The 18,436-nt window shown below is 53.2% G+C and carries 18 protein-coding genes and 1 pseudogene; 9 read left to right on the top strand and 10 right to left on the bottom strand.

What is annotated here, in order from left to right; all coding sequences use genetic code 11:
* Window positions 1-335 precede the first annotated feature (335 nt).
* The 3 genes from N5098_RS16895 to N5098_RS16885 all read right to left on the bottom strand — a co-directional run bounded on the left by N5098_RS16895 (window position 336) and on the right by N5098_RS16885 (window position 1,552).
* On the bottom strand, window positions 336-704 hold the full coding sequence (locus N5098_RS16895; RefSeq protein ID WP_267639012.1) for a hypothetical protein: 369 nt from the start codon (window positions 702-704) through the stop codon (window positions 336-338).
* Window positions 661-951, bottom strand: a complete 291-nt coding sequence (locus N5098_RS16890; protein ID WP_267639011.1) for a DUF7565 family protein — start codon at window positions 949-951, stop codon at window positions 661-663. Before N5098_RS16890 ends, N5098_RS16895 begins: the two co-directional genes overlap by 44 nt.
* A gap of 136 nt (window positions 952-1,087) precedes the next feature.
* Window positions 1,088-1,552: a DUF302 domain-containing protein gene (locus N5098_RS16885; protein ID WP_267639010.1), complete on the bottom strand. Its 465-nt coding sequence runs from the start codon at window positions 1,550-1,552 to the stop codon at window positions 1,088-1,090.
* A gap of 194 nt (window positions 1,553-1,746) precedes the next feature.
* Between N5098_RS16885 and N5098_RS16880 the strand changes: the two genes are divergently transcribed.
* Window positions 1,747-2,838 (top strand): ATP-binding protein, encoded by a 1,092-nt coding sequence (locus tag N5098_RS16880; RefSeq protein ID WP_267639009.1) that lies wholly within the window; start codon window positions 1,747-1,749, stop codon window positions 2,836-2,838.
* 13 nt (window positions 2,839-2,851) lie between these two features.
* On the opposite strand, the gene N5098_RS16875 is transcribed toward N5098_RS16880, so the two are convergent.
* Window positions 2,852-3,199 (bottom strand): DUF5789 family protein, encoded by a 348-nt coding sequence (locus N5098_RS16875; protein WP_267639008.1) that lies wholly within the window; start codon window positions 3,197-3,199, stop codon window positions 2,852-2,854.
* A gap of 136 nt (window positions 3,200-3,335) precedes the next feature.
* On the opposite strand from N5098_RS16875, the gene N5098_RS16870 reads away from it, so the two are divergent.
* Window positions 3,336-4,280, top strand: a complete 945-nt coding sequence (locus N5098_RS16870) for a cell division protein CdpA domain-containing protein (protein WP_267639007.1) — start codon at window positions 3,336-3,338, stop codon at window positions 4,278-4,280.
* Between the two features lie 408 nt (window positions 4,281-4,688).
* A complete protein-coding gene (gene thsB, locus N5098_RS16865; protein ID WP_368408039.1) occupies window positions 4,689-6,341 on the top strand; it encodes a thermosome subunit beta in 1,653 nt (550 codons plus the stop codon).
* Window positions 6,342-6,496: 155 nt separating this feature from the next.
* Here the strand turns inward: thsB and N5098_RS16860 are convergent, their stop codons facing one another.
* On the bottom strand, window positions 6,497-7,126 hold the full coding sequence (locus N5098_RS16860; RefSeq protein WP_267639006.1) for a peptide-methionine (S)-S-oxide reductase MsrA: 630 nt from the start codon (window positions 7,124-7,126) through the stop codon (window positions 6,497-6,499).
* Between the two features lie 134 nt (window positions 7,127-7,260).
* Between N5098_RS16860 and N5098_RS16855 the strand changes: the two genes are divergently transcribed.
* From N5098_RS16855 to N5098_RS16835, 5 genes and pseudogenes are all read left to right on the top strand, one after another.
* The gene (locus N5098_RS16855; protein ID WP_267639005.1) at window positions 7,261-8,124 is read left to right on the top strand and encodes a DUF2250 domain-containing protein; all 864 of its coding nucleotides are present in this window, start codon (window positions 7,261-7,263) and stop codon (window positions 8,122-8,124) included.
* Window positions 8,125-8,417: 293 nt separating this feature from the next.
* Window positions 8,418-9,209, top strand: coding sequence for a hypothetical protein (locus tag N5098_RS16850; RefSeq protein WP_267639004.1), 792 nt, complete (start codon window positions 8,418-8,420; stop codon window positions 9,207-9,209).
* A complete protein-coding gene (locus N5098_RS16845) occupies window positions 9,206-10,432 on the top strand; it encodes a PD-(D/E)XK nuclease family protein (RefSeq protein WP_267639003.1) in 1,227 nt (408 codons plus the stop codon). Before N5098_RS16850 ends, N5098_RS16845 begins: the two co-directional genes overlap by 4 nt.
* Window positions 10,429-13,971 (top strand): UvrD-helicase domain-containing protein, encoded by a 3,543-nt coding sequence (locus N5098_RS16840; protein WP_267639002.1) that lies wholly within the window; start codon window positions 10,429-10,431, stop codon window positions 13,969-13,971. The genes N5098_RS16845 and N5098_RS16840 overlap by 4 nt, the downstream gene beginning before the upstream one ends.
* Window positions 13,972-14,752: 781 nt before the next feature.
* Window positions 14,753-14,902 (top strand): annotated as a pseudogene (locus tag N5098_RS16835) (ISH3 family transposase); the annotation flags it as partial.
* 193 nt (window positions 14,903-15,095) lie between these two features.
* On the opposite strand, the gene N5098_RS16830 reads toward N5098_RS16835, so the two are convergent.
* The 5 genes from N5098_RS16830 to N5098_RS16810 all read right to left on the bottom strand — a co-directional run bounded on the left by N5098_RS16830 (window position 15,096) and on the right by N5098_RS16810 (window position 17,934).
* Entirely contained in the window at window positions 15,096-15,584 is a 489-nt protein-coding gene (locus N5098_RS16830) for a PIN domain-containing protein (protein ID WP_267639001.1), read from the bottom strand.
* Window positions 15,585-15,608: 24 nt separating this feature from the next.
* Window positions 15,609-15,911, bottom strand: a complete 303-nt coding sequence (locus N5098_RS16825) for a ribbon-helix-helix protein, CopG family (protein WP_267639000.1) — start codon at window positions 15,909-15,911, stop codon at window positions 15,609-15,611.
* A 211-nt stretch (window positions 15,912-16,122) separates the two neighbouring features.
* Window positions 16,123-16,326, bottom strand: a complete 204-nt coding sequence (locus tag N5098_RS16820; RefSeq protein ID WP_267638999.1) for a carboxymuconolactone decarboxylase family protein — start codon at window positions 16,324-16,326, stop codon at window positions 16,123-16,125.
* Window positions 16,327-16,702: 376 nt separating this feature from the next.
* Window positions 16,703-16,870: a DUF1931 domain-containing protein gene (locus N5098_RS16815; protein ID WP_267638998.1), complete on the bottom strand. Its 168-nt coding sequence runs from the start codon at window positions 16,868-16,870 to the stop codon at window positions 16,703-16,705.
* Window positions 16,871-16,941: 71 nt separating this feature from the next.
* Window positions 16,942-17,934 (bottom strand): DUF8137 family protein, encoded by a 993-nt coding sequence (locus N5098_RS16810; protein WP_267638997.1) that lies wholly within the window; start codon window positions 17,932-17,934, stop codon window positions 16,942-16,944.
* A gap of 129 nt (window positions 17,935-18,063) precedes the next feature.
* Here N5098_RS16810 and N5098_RS16805 point away from each other — a divergent pair, with 129 nt between their 5' ends.
* Entirely contained in the window at window positions 18,064-18,423 is a 360-nt protein-coding gene (locus N5098_RS16805; RefSeq protein ID WP_267638996.1) for a hypothetical protein, read from the top strand.
* Window positions 18,424-18,436 lie beyond the last annotated feature (13 nt).

Raw genomic sequence — 18,436 nt, 5'->3', positions numbered from 1 at the left:
TTTCTGATTTTGAGTGATAACAACAGAATCCGTGACTGGCCCGGGAAAGTCGTCATAGTCGGTTGGTTCTACGTCCATCGGTTCGGGGCTCTCGATGCGGTACTGCTAGTTCGAAATCGTATCACGAATTTCTAAGACTGTATCAGACAGTTTATCGAATACAAGCCCCGTATTTGTCATCAGCCGTGAGTAGACACTTAACAACTAAATAAGCACCCCAGATACCATCATAAATAATGGTAATCCGCATACAGTAGTGTACTCTTGGAATTTTTACTATCAAGAGTGCTTGAAGTGAAGAAAAAAAGAGACAATTATTCGAAAAGCAGTGATAGTCATTCAGATTCCGAACTGTTCACACGGTCCAAGTTAGCGTATCGGGACCCACCAACGACGACCGTCGCAAAAAGCAAAAACAGAGACACAAAGATGCCCAGAAGAGCGAGAATCCCTAGCGGATTCTGTTTGACAGTTTCAGATGGGTCGATAATAAACGACTCGACGCCTGCAGAGAACCCAGCCATAAATACAGCGTAGGAAAGCCCGATGGTAAGCGCCGAAAGAGCCCCAATACAGAGTACGTACACTCCGAGATATACTCGACTGGAGTTCGTCATCGGACAGATGTAGGTATCGGGCAGATAAAATACCGTTGTGTCTTCATTCGTCGAGTCGGTCAACAACTTCGCGGAGGTCCGCAACATCCTCGATAGCCTCCTTGACCTTCTCGCGACGGCGGACTTCTGCCGCGGAAGCCTCGTACGCACGAACGTATTCTGCACGAGAGTGTTCGTCGAATGCGTGTCTGATAGCGAAGTAGCCATCAGGCACGACGGCACCACAGACGTTGCATTTGATACGCTCGTGTTCGGCGGCTTGGTGGACCATCAATTCCTCGACCCGGTCGAACGTCGCGTCGTCACCTTCGATTGCACAGTTCCAGCGCGCCATTGCTAATAACTGACTTGATGGGGAGTAATAAAAACCTGTCTTCGTCCGCCGCGTGCAGCGACCCAGATAATCAGTTAGCTAGTGGCTTTTCCGCAGAGCAAGCAATCACATATCAAAAGAAAAGACGTTGCCTGTTTCAGTCGGTGTCAACTGCCTCGGCACGTAATTGTTCGAAACACGTGTCAACGAGGTCGCCGGTAGCTGCGACGAGATCAGCCCACTCATCGTTGTCGGGAGCCATTCCAGCAAGTCGAGCAACCCGCATGATAGAGACGTGATACACCTGCTGTCGACCTGGTTCTTTCTCCCAGATAATCATGTTACATGGGAAAAGCGCCCCAATCTGTTTCTCGGAGAGAGCGAGCGCTCGGTTTGCCATCTTGGGGTTACATGCACCGAGAACGTAGTACGGGTCACGGTCAGCGTCAACTTTCTCGTTGAGCATATCGGAGGGTGAGAACTCGACCGGGATGCCAAAGCCGGCTTCAAGACAGCATTCACGGACGAACTCAATCGCATCCTCGTGGTCCATCGCGAGTGTTACCTGCTCTTCACCGATGTCTTCGTCAGTAAGCTGTGTGGGATCGATTGGGAGTGACATACCAGCGATTTGACCCACCCCACAATAAAATGCTGGCTTGAACGTAACGTGGTCACCTAAAATCCGACCATCCCTCATAGTTTGGTGTGAAAAGATACCTAACCAAGCACCAACACCGGCGAAATAGCCGAAACAGTTAACGGGGTAAACCAAGAATGCCTTTCGGATGGGAGAGACCCACGAGAAGGGCTAAAATGACAGCACAAAATAACGTCGGCATTGTACATGAGTATATCAATATCGCACATACAGAGTCACGAGTCGCTGCCGCCGAACGGTATCTCGCTGAGGACGCGACAGTTGTCGTCAACGGCACGTCGATGACAAGTGCAGAATACGTCGCAGAGATCGGGCAGAGCGACCGGAGTTTTGTTCCTACCGAGACAGAGATTAACCAGACTGTCGTTGAAGATAACACCGTCGTTGTCCGGGCAGTCAGCAAGCAAAAACAGGTCGAGCCAGCGTATGGCATCGAGCCAACAGACGGCGAGATAGAGACACATTTTAGCGTATTTCATCGGATTGTTGATGAAGAAATAACACGGATGGTTATTGTCGTCGACGAGATGGCCAAGTTTCGACAGCTTGGATTGCTCTCTGAGGACCCGACACGCGAACAGCTTCAAGACCAGTACTATCAGGTACTGAATCGGGTGCTGCGCCACGACTTGCGAAACAGACTTAACGTGATACGACTGGCGGCAGACTCACTCGCCGAAAACCACGCGAGCGACCCAGTCGTTGCCGGAGTCAAAATTCGGGCCGTTGTGGATGAGCTACTGCAGACGACTGATAAGGCACGAGCACTGGAGCAGCTTGCCATCGACGCGCCACTGGAGTCAACCACCTTCCAAATCGATTCGCTGGTGAATCCGGTTCTCCAGAAATACAACGAGAGCACGGATGCAGTCTGTACTGCCGAGTATCCGGACGATGTACCGAGTATTACCACAGATAAGAAGCTGCTCTGGAATGCACTGAATGAACTCCTTGAAAACTCACTCCTCTATAACGACAGAGACGAGACACAGATTACTGTCGTAGTCCGGGAAGTGCTCGACTCTCAGTACAACTGTGAACTCCAGATCGAAGATAACGGACCCCAGATACCAGCAGAAGTCCTCAAGCCAATTGAAGAAAACGAGGAGACTGAGCTCTTACATGGGAGTGGGATTGGACTCTGGATTGTAAAATGGTGCCTCACCCGACTCGACGGAGAGCTCTCCTTTGAGCAGTGTGACGACGACGGAACCCGTGTCCGTATGCTGCTCCCGAATCTGGACTGAGCCCGCCAAGGAGTTACTCTGTAGAGTCGTCCTCGTTGTCTGAGACAGAATTCTCGACAGCTTCAGACTCTTCGGTATTATTGCCTGCAGTCGGGACAATGCCAGGGCCAATCGCTTCATTGACAGCGTCCTCAAAACTCTGGCGTGTGTCGAAATACGTGTGCTCGACGTCGTCGAGAATCTCGGCCAGTTCGCGGGAGCCATCCGGCGTCCGAATCAGTGTCTCGCCCTCACGCTCTACGATAGTCGTTTTTTCGATGCCCCACATGAAGCGAGCCGAGATACGGGCGAGGGGTGCACCCTCAACCGGTTTGCCATCACCCAGTTCGATGACCGGTTCGTCATCGCTGTCGTCTGTCATAGATGTCTGTTTACTCGCCGTCGATTTGATTGTTGTGACACGGGCCAGCCAAGTTAGGCGAGAAAGACAAAACACCCAATGGCGTCGGACGAGTGTCTGACGGGTAGTTTTGTGGATTGTCGCCTAATGAAGAGGTATGACTGACCTGTCCGAAGTGTACCAAGGAGGGCGGACGGTCGTGACGCCACAGCAGCGGTGGCTAGGTATCTCCGTGTTCGCCGTCGGTGTGTTGCTCGTTGTAGGTGCGATTCCGATTGCGACGACAGACCTCTCGTCGTGGTTCGGTCTCGACATCTATCAGGCTCGGCAGGCAGGTGGTGTGTTAGCTGGGCTGGGCTTACCGGCTGTCTTTGTCGGCATTTTTGTCGTTCTCCCGGCGAGTAATACAACGCGAGCAGCAGCCGCCATCGGCGCAAGCCTCGCAATCTTCGGGGTTGCTCTCTTTAGCTATGCATACCCCTACAAGTGGCTCGCCTCGAATCCACAGCTCGCAGTTGGGACAGCCGCAGTGTACGCGACGGGGACACTTGTGACATTCTGGTGTCTGTTTATCGCTGTCGCAACGTTCAAAACACGAGATGACCCTGGTGGGACTGCACGCATCGAAATTACCGAGGAGGGAAAAGTTCGTGTTATCAATACTGGCTCAAACGGAGCACTGGAGTCAGGAGACACCCCATCAATTCCCGGTTTCGGGAGTGTCGGACTGTTCGGAGGCGAACCTGACGGCACTGTTCCGACACAGACAAACGACGACACGCAACCGAATCCAGAAGAGACCGATGATTCTGTCGTGTTGACAGACACGAGAGACAAAAAAAAGGCACCGACAGAGACCGATAGTTCAGCTGTAACGGGTGAACCGACAAGCGACGGTGGAATTGCAGTCGAAACCGACCCGGCAATTGAAGAGACTGTCCTCGAATCAGCAAAAGAACGCGGCCAGCCCGACACGTACTGTGGCAACTGTAGCCACTTCGAATACGTCAGTGTCGACGATGAAATCGTCCCCCACTGCAGTCTCCACGATGACCTGATGGACGACATGGAAGCCTGTCCTGACTGGTCTGGGAACAACTGATGCCCACGGTTCGCGTTGTACGACACAACACCGGTGTTCTATTTTCAAAGGACAGTCTTGTTGTAAACGGCTTGTAGTTCTGAGCAAGCCACTCAATGAGTGCCCGAAGTGAATACAGGTTGGTTAGTTTGAGACAAACGCTGGCGCTTGCGAAAAGTTAGTCCCCTGATAAAAAGTGTCGGTACGAATCAAAGTGGACAGGCAAAGACCGCAAAGTGTTCTATGGCATATTGTATATTATAAAACCCATCGTGGCTAACGGCAAATATGTGTTAACTACACACATGACTATTGTTCTCATAGCCTCACGTATGGCGGTTCGCAGAAATTCGTTGTTGAGAACGTTGCGGGAATATCGGACGAAAACACATACATTTATATAGAACCACATGCAAACTTCGAGTGATTATGAGTCAGCAGATGCAGGGTCAGCCCATGATTATTATGGGTGACGACGCAGAACGAATGAAAGACAAGAGCGCTCAGGAGCACAATATCGCCGCCGCTCGCGCCGTAGCGGAGTCGGTACGCTCAACGCTCGGTCCGAAAGGGATGGACAAAATGCTTGTCACCTCCCTCGGTGACATCGTCGTCACAAACGACGGCGTCACAATCCTCGAAGAGATGGATATCGACAATCCGACCGCCGAGATGATTGTCGAAGTCGCCGAAACCCAAGAAGACGAAGCTGGCGACGGCACGACAACCGCAGTCGCAATTGCTGGAGAACTCCTCAAAAACGCCGAGGAGCTTCTTGACCAGGATATCCACCCGACGGCCATCATCAAAGGCTTCAATCTCGCAGCCGAGCAGGCCCGCAAAGAAGTTGACAACATCACCATCGATGTCGACGGCGACGACCGCGAGACGTTCCGCAAAGTTGCCCAGACCTCGATGACCGGAAAAGGTGCCGAACAGCACAAAGAAGACCTTTCGGACCTTATTGTCGACGCTGCCGACGCCGTGACCGTCGAAGCAGAGGACGGCTCGACCATCGTCGACCTTGCTTTCCTGAAAGTCGAGACCCAGACCGGTCGCGGTGCCGGTGACTCCGAACTCCTCGAAGGCGCAGTTATCGACAAAGACCCCGTTCACGAGGAGATGCCAAGCGACCTCGATGACGCAAGCATTCTGGTCATCGACGAGCCCCTCGAACTCGACGAAGCCGAAGCTGATACGCAGGTCAGCGTCACCGACCCGAACCAGCTTCAGGACTTCATCGAGCAAGAAGAACAGGAACTTCGCGAGAAAGTCGACCAGATTGTCGACCTCGGCGTCGACGCTGTTGTCTGCCAGAAGGGCATCGACGACATGGTCCAGCACTACCTCGCCAAGGAAGGTATCCTCGGCCTCAAGCGCGTCAAGCGCTCTGACGTTGAGTTCCTCCGCGAGATTATCGGTGCTGACGTTGTCTCCAATCTCGACACCGCGACCGAGGACCACCTCGGAACCGGTACGTTCCGCCGCGACGACGACGAAGAGCTGTTCTACATCGAAGGAACCGATGACTACTCCCACGGCGTGACGCTTCTCCTCCGTGGCTCGACCGAGCACGTTGTCGACGAACTCGAACGCGGCGTCGAGGACGCACTCGACGTTGTCGGTACGGCCATGAGCCGTGGCGAGGCGTTGCCTGGCGGCGGTGCTCCTGAAGTCGAAGTCGCTGCACGCCTGCGTGAGTTCGCTGACGGTGTCAGCGGCCGCGAACAGCTTGCAGTCGAAGCGTACGCCGATGCACTCGATGTCGTCCCCCGCGTCCTCTCCGAGAACGCCGGACTCGACAGCATCGACACGCTCGTCGACCTGCGCGCTGCACACAGTGAGGGCAAAGAGCAGGCCGGCCTGAACGTCTTCAGCGGCGAAATCGAAGACACCTTCGAGGCAGGCGTCGTCGAGACACCTAGCGCCAAAAAGCAGGCGCTTACCTCTGCAAGTGAGGCTGCGAACCTCGTCCTCAAAATTGACGATATTATCGAGTCGGGAGAGTCCGACGAAGATGGCGGTCCCGGCGGTGCCGGCGGCATGGGCGGCATGGGCGGCGGCATGGGCGGCATGATGTAACGACAGGACGCTCAAGAACGTAGGTCTCTCTGCTGCTTTTTCCGTTTTTTCGACGATGAGTCCCAACAATCGGCACACACGTCTGAAAGAAGAGTCCTAATTGGTAGAGTAATAGCTAAACGCTACTCGGTCGGACACCCAAGTAACGGCGAGTCTTACGTAGACTGCGGGCCCGGCGTGTACCCCGCTGGTTCCGACAGAAACGGAACAGTAATATCGTGACCAGCAACGTGGGCGTTTAGCTTGGCGGCCGCGGGAGACTCTCTGATGGCTCTGTCGTCGTAGCCTGCTTTTTCCAACGGTTCGGTAATCCAGCGTTTCCCGCTAAGGTTGAACTTCTGGTGATATAGTTCGGCAACATGAAACGCTGAAAGTGGTTCAAGCCGTGTCCCGATAGTATCAGGGTCGTACCCGTTGGTGTCCAGATACTTGTCGAGGGTCTGCCGTTGAGAGTCACTGTCAGTGAAGATGATATGCTGGTACTGTCGTTTTTCGGGCTGATGGGACGGACTGTGTTCGGCAAAAGCAATGTCAAGCAGTTCTCGAAACGCGACCTGTTCGGGGTCGTACTCGAGTTGAACAACTTCAGTGTGGTCACCGATACATCGATAAGATGGTTCATCTTTCGTGCCGCCGGCGTACCCGACCCTCGTTTTGACGACGCCGTCGACCGCACCGAACGTAGCGTCAGGCCCCCAGAAACACCCGAGTCCGAATGTGGCCGTTGCCGTCTCTGTCGGTGTACTCGCGTCGTACTCTCGGAGTACAGTTGGCGTAAGCACCATACTGTCTCGTTGTAATAGCTGTGTCTCGATAAGGCTGTGGGCCAGTGGGCTGTGCTACCCGAAACTGAGTCGTTGGCAAGAAAACAGTTGGACACGGAGGATTCAAACAGACAGAGTGTTATCAGTCGACTACAATGGCATCTCAGGCCGAGATTGACCGCCTCCGCCTGGAAGCTGACACGATTATGACCCGGTATCAGGAGGTCGAACGGGCGCTCAAACAGGCACGCGAACAGTCTGGCGACCAGTGGGAAACCGGTGAGTTGACACTCACACTCGAAGCACCGACCGGAGAGTCACTTACAGTTACTCTCGACTTCGAGGCGGCCCCTGCAAACAACGCCGAGTCGCGATACGAACGAGCGAACGAACTTGAAGCGGTACTCCAACGAAAGCAACAGATTGTCGAACAGCTACAGCCGATGCCTGCACACCCGGTCGCATACCTCATCTGCTATCATCTTGACCACGTGGACGGAAACTACCCAAAATCGATGGCTGGCTATCTCGACGCAGAGCGTGACCGGGTCGAGCAGTTGTGCAAAGATATGGAAGCCGCCGAGATACTCGAACGTATCGAGTCAGGGACCGTCAAGCAACGGAATGTCAAAGCAAAAAAGACCAATGAAGTACGCCAGCATCACACTTACTACCGCCTCTCCCGGGAGGGGGACCATCTCCTTCGATTCCTCTCTGAGCCCGAGGGACAACTGAACCACCTCCGTCACCTCCCCGACGCGAAAACTATTCTTCAGCAGGTAGTCAACGACGATCCACACTCACCGCGGATGACTGCTGTAGATGAAACAATGCAGTTCGAATACGTCCGACATCTGTACCGCACCCTACGGCAAGTCGGTCTGGTCGTAGAATCCGACAGAACGCCGGCAAAGAGAGACGACAGTGCCTCACAGAAAGATGGTGATAGCACGCACGGACAGACGTATTATACGCCGACTGACAAAGCAGATGAAGTACTCGAAGCGCTAGAGGCGTGAGGGCCGAGGGTTCGCAGTGCAGATTCGACCATCAGAACCCGGATTATGGAATCCGCCAAGAACACGTCAGGCTTTGTCTGTCTTGTGAGTGTCGCCAACGGAATCGAGAGTCAAACAGTGTATGAAAGTAGTTCCTGTCCGGCAAAAGGCACTTATCCGATACCATACCCCCACCGTGTTCAGTCCCGACAGAGATTTGTAACGGTAGGTAGTTACCAGTATACAGTCAACGCCCGGTACGTAGCGAGTAGTTACGTTTCGGTTAGCCACTTTCGTTCGAGGGAAGCGATTTTATGTGTGACACAGACCAGACGCAACTTCCGCAAAATCTCACTCTCATCGTGGGTGATGAAGAGTCGCTGTTGAGCCGTGCAACACACAGTTCAACAGAAGTCGTCCTCGCGCCGGTAGAACTCCATAGACGCAACGTCCAGCGACGCCTGCGGGAACGCCGGCTTCCGACCGACCGATTCGATATTGCCGCTGTGACCGATTTCAGTGAGAGGCTTCTCCAAGAGAGCGGCTATAAAACGGCGACAATCGACCGAATTGACCGGTTAACGATACTTCGCTCACTGCTCGTAGACGGCAAACACAGAATAACAGGCCCAGCAGTGCCAGCTGACCCACAGGAGGGAGAGCAGATTCGCGCGGAAGTCGAAAACGTGACTGCGTTCCATCCGTCTCGGCACGAACAACTACGGACAGTCGCGGACGGCCTTGCAGCACCAATCGACGCCGATGGGACGGAGCTTGTAGATGCAGCCGTGGACATCGAGCGGTGTCTTCGTGACCGGACCGATGATGCAGTTTCGGAAGTCCAGAATGTTCGGCGAGCGACTCGAACACTCATAGAAACAGAGGGCGGCCTGTGGACGACCGCGTACCCAGATGTAGAGCGGCTCTCGCTCGTCGGCGTCAGTAGCATCCCGGCCGCCTACGTCGATTTACTACACGCACTGCTTGAGACAACCGCCGTTTCAATTACCGTGTACTTCCGACGCGGGACTGGCCCCTATCTCGCTGAGTGTTTCCCAAAGCTTCTGGACATTTCTGGACCTGGAACGGTGGTGTTCGACTCGTGACTTCCGCCGGACGCCTGAAGCTGTCTACACCACTTGACGACGCCGATATCCCAGTCACAGAACTGGTTGTGCCAACTCGCAGAGCAGAATCACGGACCGTGATGTCGATTGTCTCCGGGTTGTTGGAGGCTGGCGTTCCCGTTCGAGATATTGCTGTCGTCGTACGTGATCTCGAAGAGTACGAGGAGCCATTACGGCGAGGTGCAAGACAGAATGGACTGGCGACAGCTTTCTGGACGCAGCTCACAGTGACTCGCACGACTCCGTTTGCTCTCATTGAGGCAGTATGTGACGTGCTTGGTGCCGAGGAACTCGACGCGTCTACACTCTGTCAGCCGCTCGAACAGCGATGGTGCCCGCCTTCAGCAGCGTCTGCTAGCTGGCCACTCGACCAACAAACCGTACAGCGAGGGCAACATGCGCTCTCGACGGGTGCGCAGACAATCGATGGGTGGTACGACGAAGTGCAAGATAAGCCTGCCATCGACCAGCGATTTGTGGCTTATCTCGAATGGCTCCTTGATTGTCCGAAAGCAACACCAGATGCCGTCAAAAGTGTCCTCGGCGGCGTTATAGATAGGTACGAGCGTCTTGGACTGCCAGTCACGAAGGCCCGTGATTCTCCGGCAGGTGTCGAAACAGAGCGCGATGCCCGTGCAGTCGTCCGGGCACAGACACTCACACAACACCTTCCGAACAAGTACGCAGACCGTCTCGACGAAGAAGCGCTTGAGCGGTCGTGGAGCGATGTCGCAGATTTGAGCAGGTTGATTGTCACGCAACGGCCCGGAAGACGTGAGCAGTCGAACGCTCGTGCAGTAGATATTCTAGAAGCGAACGATGTGTGGTTGCTCGACATCCCATATGTGATTGCTGCTGGTCTCGTTGATGGCGAGTGGCCGACGCCAACCCAGAGCCCACTGCCATCAGAGCTTCAGGAGGCAGTCTTGTCTGGCGAAAGACAAGCCGAACAACTCGCCCCGAGGACGGCGTGGACAGATGGTCGTGACCGCGACCAGTTCGACGACACGGTTCGCGCTGCTGACAACGGGCTTATTCTCACGCGGCATACCGAAACAATCAGCGGTGAGGAACAGCGCCCTTCGTACCTGCTGGAGTATCTTGACAGAGAGGTAGTTAGTGACAAAGAGGTAGAGAGCCTCCTCGGCCCGGACTGTATCCTACCACAACCAATTCGTCGAATGCTCAAAGGTGACAGATGAGCGACGGCCCAATCCGGCTAAAAGGTGCACAACGGTCAATCAGGGACGCGTATTTCAGCCGCGAGTCTGGGCTATACACGCTCAACTGCGTCCCCGGTGCAGGGAAGTCAGTCGTCGCACATCACCTTCCGGCCGAGGATATGCTCCGTCGGTACGTCAACGGCGATAAAACGCCCGAACAGCACGTCGCGGTTATCTCTTTTACACGCGGCGAGGCCTCGACAATACTTCCGGAAGTTTGCGACCGCCTGCGGGAGCTAGTAGAACACAACCTCGTTCCAGCTGCAACTCAGGTTTCGGAAGCCGAGCTAGAGCATCTCCTCCAGCGAGTCCGCCAAGCACCGTACGCTGGCACGATTGATAGTGTTCTTCGTACTGTGTTGAGTGATATTGTCCGTGATATTGGGTTTGATGGGATGCCCGTCGTCGGGAATACCGCCCGGCAAAAGCAACTACACGCGATATGTTACCGCGAGGCTCGTGACAACTCCGAGCTGGTACAGCCCCTCGCGAGACTGGAACGTGCCTATCCTGAACAACAGTTTGCCGATGGTATCCAGCGACTGCTCCGGTCCGCAGTCGCCTATTGCCGGGATAGGCGTGTCTCGACTACAACGTTCCGGGAGAAACTGGAGCAGACGGTAAAGAGCGTGTACCCTCATGGACCACCGGCATCGTTTGGGGACGTTATCGCGGTCGTGGGCCAGTTCGTTGATGCAGAGATTAATGAGGAACTCTATGAGCATCTCGACGGCGATGACCGGCGTGCACTCGTTGCTGCCGACAGGCGGCTCTATGATTCGTGGCGGAATCGTCTCGATGATTTTTGTACAGTGTTGGCCGAGTATCGCCGAATTTACCGGAATGCCATCCGCGAACGCGGCATTGTCTCGCACACGGATGTTGCGTATTTGGTTGATGCATACTTTGATGAGCGAATTGACGGCTGTGATGAGAGTCACCGGGTGCGGGTGCAAAACCGGTATCAGACACGGATTCAGAGTCTGGTTATCGACGAGGCTCAGGACGTGTCTGCAATCCAGCACGCGGCGCTTTCACACCTCGTTTCGCCTGACACACGGGTATTCGGCTCTGGAGACCTCTTACAGAGTATCTATCGCTGGCGACACGCAGACCCGCTTTTGTTTCAATCGGCAATTAAAGACGGACAGTATCTCGGAATCGATTGGAAAACACATGAACATCGCACCGCGACGACGACCTACCGCTGTTGTCCTGCTGTCGCGGCTGCAATCAACAGTATCGCAAAACCAGTTCTGACCGACAAGCGACGTGGTGCCTTCGGTGCTCTCGACGTAACCTATCCTGGAATCGAGCCTGAGAGACCGTCAACCAACGAGACAAATATCCACGTTGCCTCGTTCTCACCGAAAAGTGCCGACCCAGACTCGTTCCAATGGGTCGCTCCAGACAATGGAACTGGAGAAGCAGACGTTACTGCAAGGCTTATCGCGAAAGGGCTTGCGGACGGGACGTTTACAGACGAGAATGGCGACCCACTCGGCGTTACTGTGTTGTTTCGCTGGTCGACAATGATGGACGCCTACAAGCAAGCATTCACCGACCAAGGGTTACGTATTCGAGACACTAGCAAGCATTTATTTGCTTGTCCTGTCGTCCAAACGGTGCTTGACGTGTGTGAGTGGCTCTCAGCGCCAGAAAGTCCCAAGCGAACAATCGCCCTTGTCACCGAGTCCAATCTCGGGCTATGCTCGCTTGAGGATGCCGTACAGAGACATGATACAAGCCTCGATCAACTTAGACAGCAATGTGACCTATCCGAGGCCCAACAACAGGTTTTGGACGGGCTTATCTCGTTACGAGAACGTCGTGATTTGAGTTACACCCGGCCAGCGTCGGAGTACGTCGAAGAAGTTATTGAACTACTTGCACTTCGAGCCGACCCACACGACAATTTCGACATTCAGCCCGACCACCGCGTCGCAAATCTCGACGCGCTCACAGAAACGGTGGCCGAATGGGAACATGATGAACAGCTGTCACTGTCGGAGTTCACTGAGCTAATCGAGCCCTTTCGGGAGTCGCCTCGTGACGGACCGAGCCAGCCGACAACTGCAAACACAGAGTACGATGTCGAGTTTCGGACGGTCCACGACGCCAAAGGCGACCAAGATAATGTGGTCGTCGTCGCCAATCCTGGGTTTCCCTTATCGAAGCATGGGACACAGTCCAAGCGGTTTGTGGCGCAAGGCGAGATTGCAGGCCTCGCACCACCGACGAATATCGACACGACCATCTTAGGCGAACGGTCGACCACACAGGTTCCGGGTCCAAGAACGGCTCCCACCGAGAGTCTGTTGCCGCCTTATCGTAACGGCATTTATAACCCTGAAAAGACTACTCAGCCCGATATTGGGTTACGGTGGGCAACCGCTCACTGGAGTGATACCCTTGTCGACTCGGTAACAGACAGGAGGCTCGTCGGCCCGGAACACCTTCGCAACGCCACAGCAAACCAACGAGCAGAAGCATGGCGTCTCCTCTATGTCGCGTTGACGCGTGCACAGGACCATCTCGTTGTACCGCTCCCGAACGACACAGGAGTATGCGATTTATCGCCCCGTGACCGTTGGCTTGACGCCATCCAAGAGGGTCTGGAATTCGACGGCTCGAATCATGACACCTATACCGTAGAGAACAGCACAACTGGGTCCAGCCAAGAATTCGATGTCGGCATCAACGATGTCTCTCTCGAAGCCGCGTGGACACCTGAGACACGCACACAATCAGCTGCAGTCGCCGTCAGGCCGCCACAGCGAGTAACGGAACAGTCGTGGGTGCCACGCTTTGTCCGTCCGAGTACGATGTATCGGCTGACTGAACAACCCGAAAATTACATGCTTGCACATCTTCTTGGAAAGTCACGACACACAGGAACGAATGCTGTTCCTGATAATCATCCGCTTCCCTTCGACCGGATGGGTCCTGACGACGTTGGTACTTGCCTGCATGACGTCCTGACAACGCTCGTCGAGCGAGACGTAACCGAGACGGCGATTCGCGCTCGCGCCCCTGTAGTTCGAGCCGTGTTTGAACAGACACTCCAAGAGAACACTCCTCACGTTCGTCAGGAAGAACAGGACGCACTGTTTGTGTTTTTTGAACAACAAATACTTGAATCGTTCTTGGACTCAGATCTTTGGACGCGGATCACTGACGCAGAGACAGTGAAAGTCGAACAGGCTGTCGACGGAATCGTTACGATTGCCGATATCGAATTCGAAATTCACGGCGAGGCCGATTTCGTAATTGAGATGCCTGCCGGTGAACGTCACGTTGCTGATGTGAAAATTGCGTTGGCTCCGGTGACCGCGGACAGCCGACGACAGTACGAGCTCCAAGTAGCAGCCTACGCCTACCTCTTTGAACGACATCAGTCGGTCAACAGTCACATTACACGGACCATCGAAACATTCGGTGCAGACCGAGAAACAATCCGGACCACCTGGCCACCACGAACAGTTGAGCGACGGCTTGCACGATTGCTCGAAAGATAACATTGTCCTCCGCAGAGAATCGCTACCGCAAACGAGACTCGAAAGCGGTTGCCAACTCTCGTCGATATCGTGACAGTAGTTGGTCGAATACCTCAACCGTCACCGACTTTGTTGGAGCACTCTATTCAATACTATCGAATAATCTAGTGATACCGTAACACACGGCAAGATGAGCACACAGTACTGTCCGCTTTTCTCTCAAACTACCAGTCGAGTCGGTGTTCAGGATGGGGTTTAATAAAAGAGTGCTCCGGCTGGGATTCGAACCCAGGTCATCGCCTCGAGAGGGCACGCCTCGCTCACGAACGGACTTCCGGCAATTTCTTCGAATAACCCCCAAAATTTGCTGTCTATTTGGATTTGGGTACGTGGTTAGTGCCTATTTTTGGCTCATAGGTAAAAAATCCCCGCGACGTTGCCGTACAGGCAAATTACGTACTATGAATGATTTCAGTACTTAAAAGAGGGATGGGAGAATTCAAAATAAAATATTATTTATATATCGAGAATCCTCGAAAATAGCAATTCTGTGTATATTTGAGCCCATTCACGAATAAATGATATGTAAAATTGGGTAAACGATTGTTTGTACCATCGTAGCGCAGCATTCGTCTTTGGCTAAGCTGGACAAGTCGCATGAAGGCTATTCCAGTAGATTGCTGAATCGGTGTACAGCCGTTCAGACGGCAAATTAGATCTCGCTCGTCCGAACTCTGAATCTGGATCTATTACGCCGCCACCTTGCGATTGGGGTTTTAGCTAAAGACGGATGGATGTGCAACTTACGGCGCCCTGTCGCCGGGGGTGCCGCCTCTGGATATGGCCGTTCAGAGAGTTCTGTGAGATGGTGCTCCGGGCAGGCTAGACAGCACTTAGCGTCCACAGAGCTGTTCCAGTAAATCAACCGCTTGAGGATCGGTTCTTCTGGTAGCTGTCCCGAATGAGGACAGCGGTAGTTAGTCGCAAAGCTGTCGCGTCGGCGGCAAATCGCCGCCGACAGCGGCTCTGAACTATTGAGACTCACTATCTGTGTCATCTCGAGAGATGACCATTTATCGAAAGCACAGACTCACGCTCTACTGGAGCGATTAGAGAGCTCTCGATGTGATCGACTGAGATTGATTCTACTCGAAGAGGTTTTTGGCCTTTCTATAGATCGGTGATTCGAGCCAGTCACGGTTTTCCGCGGCCTCATCCAATTTTTCCAGCGCTTCTTCTTGATCAAAGAGATCTCGTTTGACCAGTGCTTTGAGTAAGACCGGGGAGATCACGACGTTGGAGTGAGTAACTGTTTGCAGTTCCGGAAGTGCTCGTAGATCATCTGTGATCAAGAAGTCAGCCTGTGTTTCGTTTGCGAGCGAGGCTGCTGTTCCCTCGCCTTCATCGATTCTGGACGACTGAAAACTCGATTCATTGGTGTTGTGGACTCCAATTCGCTCTAATTGATCCAATACATCTTGTGCAGCTTGTCCATGAACGTCATCATATTCCGCGGTCTTCTCAAGTTCTTCAATTACTGTCGCTGTGGTATGAAGGTCGTATTCGGACAGAACGTGGTCAAGGAGGTTGATAGAAGCTATTGTAATGAGGGCGCTGGTATCGACTACAATCATTCCTGAGTCCTGTATTCCGGATTGTTAGAGATCTGCGAGTTCGTCTGCCAGTTCGTCGCCTTGATCAAGAAGGGTTTTGGAGGCTCTGACTGCCTCTGCGTCTTGTCGTCCGATGAATTCTTTGAGTACGTCGAATTCGATTTGATTGTCGAGATAGAGTTCGACGACTGCCTCTTTGAATTTCTCGTCGTCTTCGACGTCCTCAAGATATTCTTGGAGTGCTTCTTTGAGAATTTCTGTCCGGTTTTTGTGCGTGATTTCAGCTGCGATGTCGGCTTTTTCGATGAGGTCTTCTGGCAGTCTGAAGTTGACTCGTGTGGTTCCCATTGTCACAACCCACTTGTACATACATTGTACCCACATATTTAAATAAGTACCCCATTCGTCTTTAGTTAAGATCTGAACCGCAATACAGCGACGGGATTAGACAGCAGAAATGAGCCTTCTATTCACCAACCACAACGGTGATACTAATCCTCTCAGCCTGTGATGTCCAATAACGCTCTAAGAAGCCCGTGCACTCGGTGCACGGGCTTCTCTACGAGTTAGATCGTTTTCTGTTGCTGATAACCAGCTCTCGCGTCTTTTTAATTCTCTCTTCATCACTTTGCAAATATGCTGTGATGATCGCTTCAACGATCTCGGAGCGGCTGGCTCCGAGATCTGCGCACTCCTCAACGAGGAAATCGAGCTCATCAACGAGTTTAGTCCGGACGGAGACGCCCATTTTTGTTCGAGTCATATTCTAAGACGGTCTTAAAAATGCGTGCACCGAGTGCACAGTAAGCTTAACGCTTTATTTTAACAATGGTTAAATCATTGTCAATTCTTATCTCCTGCTCTACTTACATAATGACTAAATCGCACCGCTGTCTTGCGATCTCTTAACTAAAGACGAATGGACAGGGATATAGAAAATCTCAGGAGCATTACTGAATTGACCGTCGTCGACACGTACAAGTATGTCCGAATCCGCTGCTACTTCCACGACCGTTCTGTGATCATCACTGTTCGCGTTACTGATCTTGTAGCAGGCTGCACAGAGTGCTCCATCGACTTCGTCTTCTGTCGTCTTGTTCGGCTTGAGAGATACAGTCGCCCGTGGCTGTGATAGATACCTACAAGTCCTGTGGCATTACCGTCTTCCGCTCGTTCGCTTCGGCACGTCGGGAGGCGTCCTCCAGCAGTTCTGCGACCTCCTCATCCAAAGCCTCGTAGAAGTGCGGTGAGATTGGGTTATCATCCAGTTCGTCCTGCACGCCAGTTTTGATAATCAGGTCAACCACACACGACAGTTGGACACTTAGACAGCTAAATTTTGTCGAAACAGTCTCTTTCTCTTGAGTATGTCCAGACTTCACACGGTGAGGTCAGCAATTTCCCAGTTACTGGGTAGGTCATCGTCGATCCGCTTTTGTCTGACGAGTTTCCGAATCCGTTGTTCCACGTCATCAGCCAGCTCAAACTCGTAGTCGAGTTCTTCTTGCCATTCCCAGTAACGTGGGATTGTCGGGGTAAAGTCGGCCACAACTCCAGCAGGTGCATCTAGCAGGTATCGTGTCTCTGAAATCTCGCCTGATGGATGTCGCATTATTTCCTGAATCGACTCGTCCTCAACGATTTGCTCCAGCAACTCGATAGCCGACCGCTGGTCAGCGTAGAAGGCGTGTTCCAGTATCGCATTCACGATTGGGATACTCGTTGAGGCGTAGTCGTGGATGTTGTCGGCAACTGAATGCTCGGGATGCCCGATTCCCCATCCATATGGATGCATTCCTTCGGTGATGAAATCGTATCCGCTCCCATCGAGTCGGGTGAGAATTGAGCTGAAGAATCCCAACGCTTCGACTGGAATTGCCTCAACGCCGTCTGAGAGTCGAGTCCGAATCAGATAGCGACTGGTAACGTTCTGGAGTATCGTCGTCACGTGCGGGAACTCATCGGCTGTCTCTGGATGGTAGGCGTCAAGGAACTCTTCGAGGAACTCCCACCCCTCCGTCTGTGTTGCCTCATCTAACACGGTGATGAGTTGCTCTCGATACGCTCTGGAAATACTTCGATAGCGGTCGGGTTCGCCAGATTCGTGTGCTGAGCGTAGTTGCGTCTCGTACATCGCCATCGCCTGATGAATGGCACTCAGTTCTCCGTCGTGGATTGACGCCAGCAACTCGTCTAACTGCTTAATCGTTACCTCGTCAGACTGCCTCTCGGCTACGTTACGGTCACTCGCAGAAGTCTCCGATTTTTCACTGTCATCGTTCTCAGCTGGTTCATCCGCTGGACAGTCGTGGAGACGGAGTCGAGAGAGTGTCTCGAACTCTTGTCCGCAGTCCTCGCAATCGTGACTCATTATCAGTTACTACGCCGAACCAGCAGGTAAGAAGTTGTGATTGGAAAGACCACCGACCCATTCGTACTCCACCCGAAACGAGCTTTTGATCAACGCACACTCAAGACCTTCCGCAACCAACAGCAGAACATGAGCGACACGTACGCACTTACTATCATCATCGAATCATACCAGTTCAGTGGCGAGTTCTACCTTGTTGGAGACGGATACAGCACGGGTGAAGAGGTGCTGAAGCACGTCGCATCCGACCATATTCTGGCGATGAAGAACCGCCCACACGTTGCCGAATACCTACTTGAGACCCTCCAAGATGGTGAGAACGTGAGCGAGTCGGAGTACGAGCAGACAGACCCCGACGTTTCGTGTGGACTCAACTTCAATGTCGACAATCAACAGTTTCGGTTCTGGGTCGGCGACTACGGTGCCGAGATCGGGAGTCAACCAACCAAGAGCGAGCTTCGGTCAATCGCAGAAGACCTGCCCTCGTAGGGGCACTTGTGAA

The sequence above is a fragment of the Halovenus rubra genome (genome assembly GCF_026586665.1).
GTDB lineage: Archaea > Halobacteriota > Halobacteria > Halobacteriales > Haloarculaceae > Halovenus > Halovenus rubra.
Note: the sequence above shows the minus strand (reverse complement) of the source record. Positions and strands in the feature narration are given on the sequence as shown.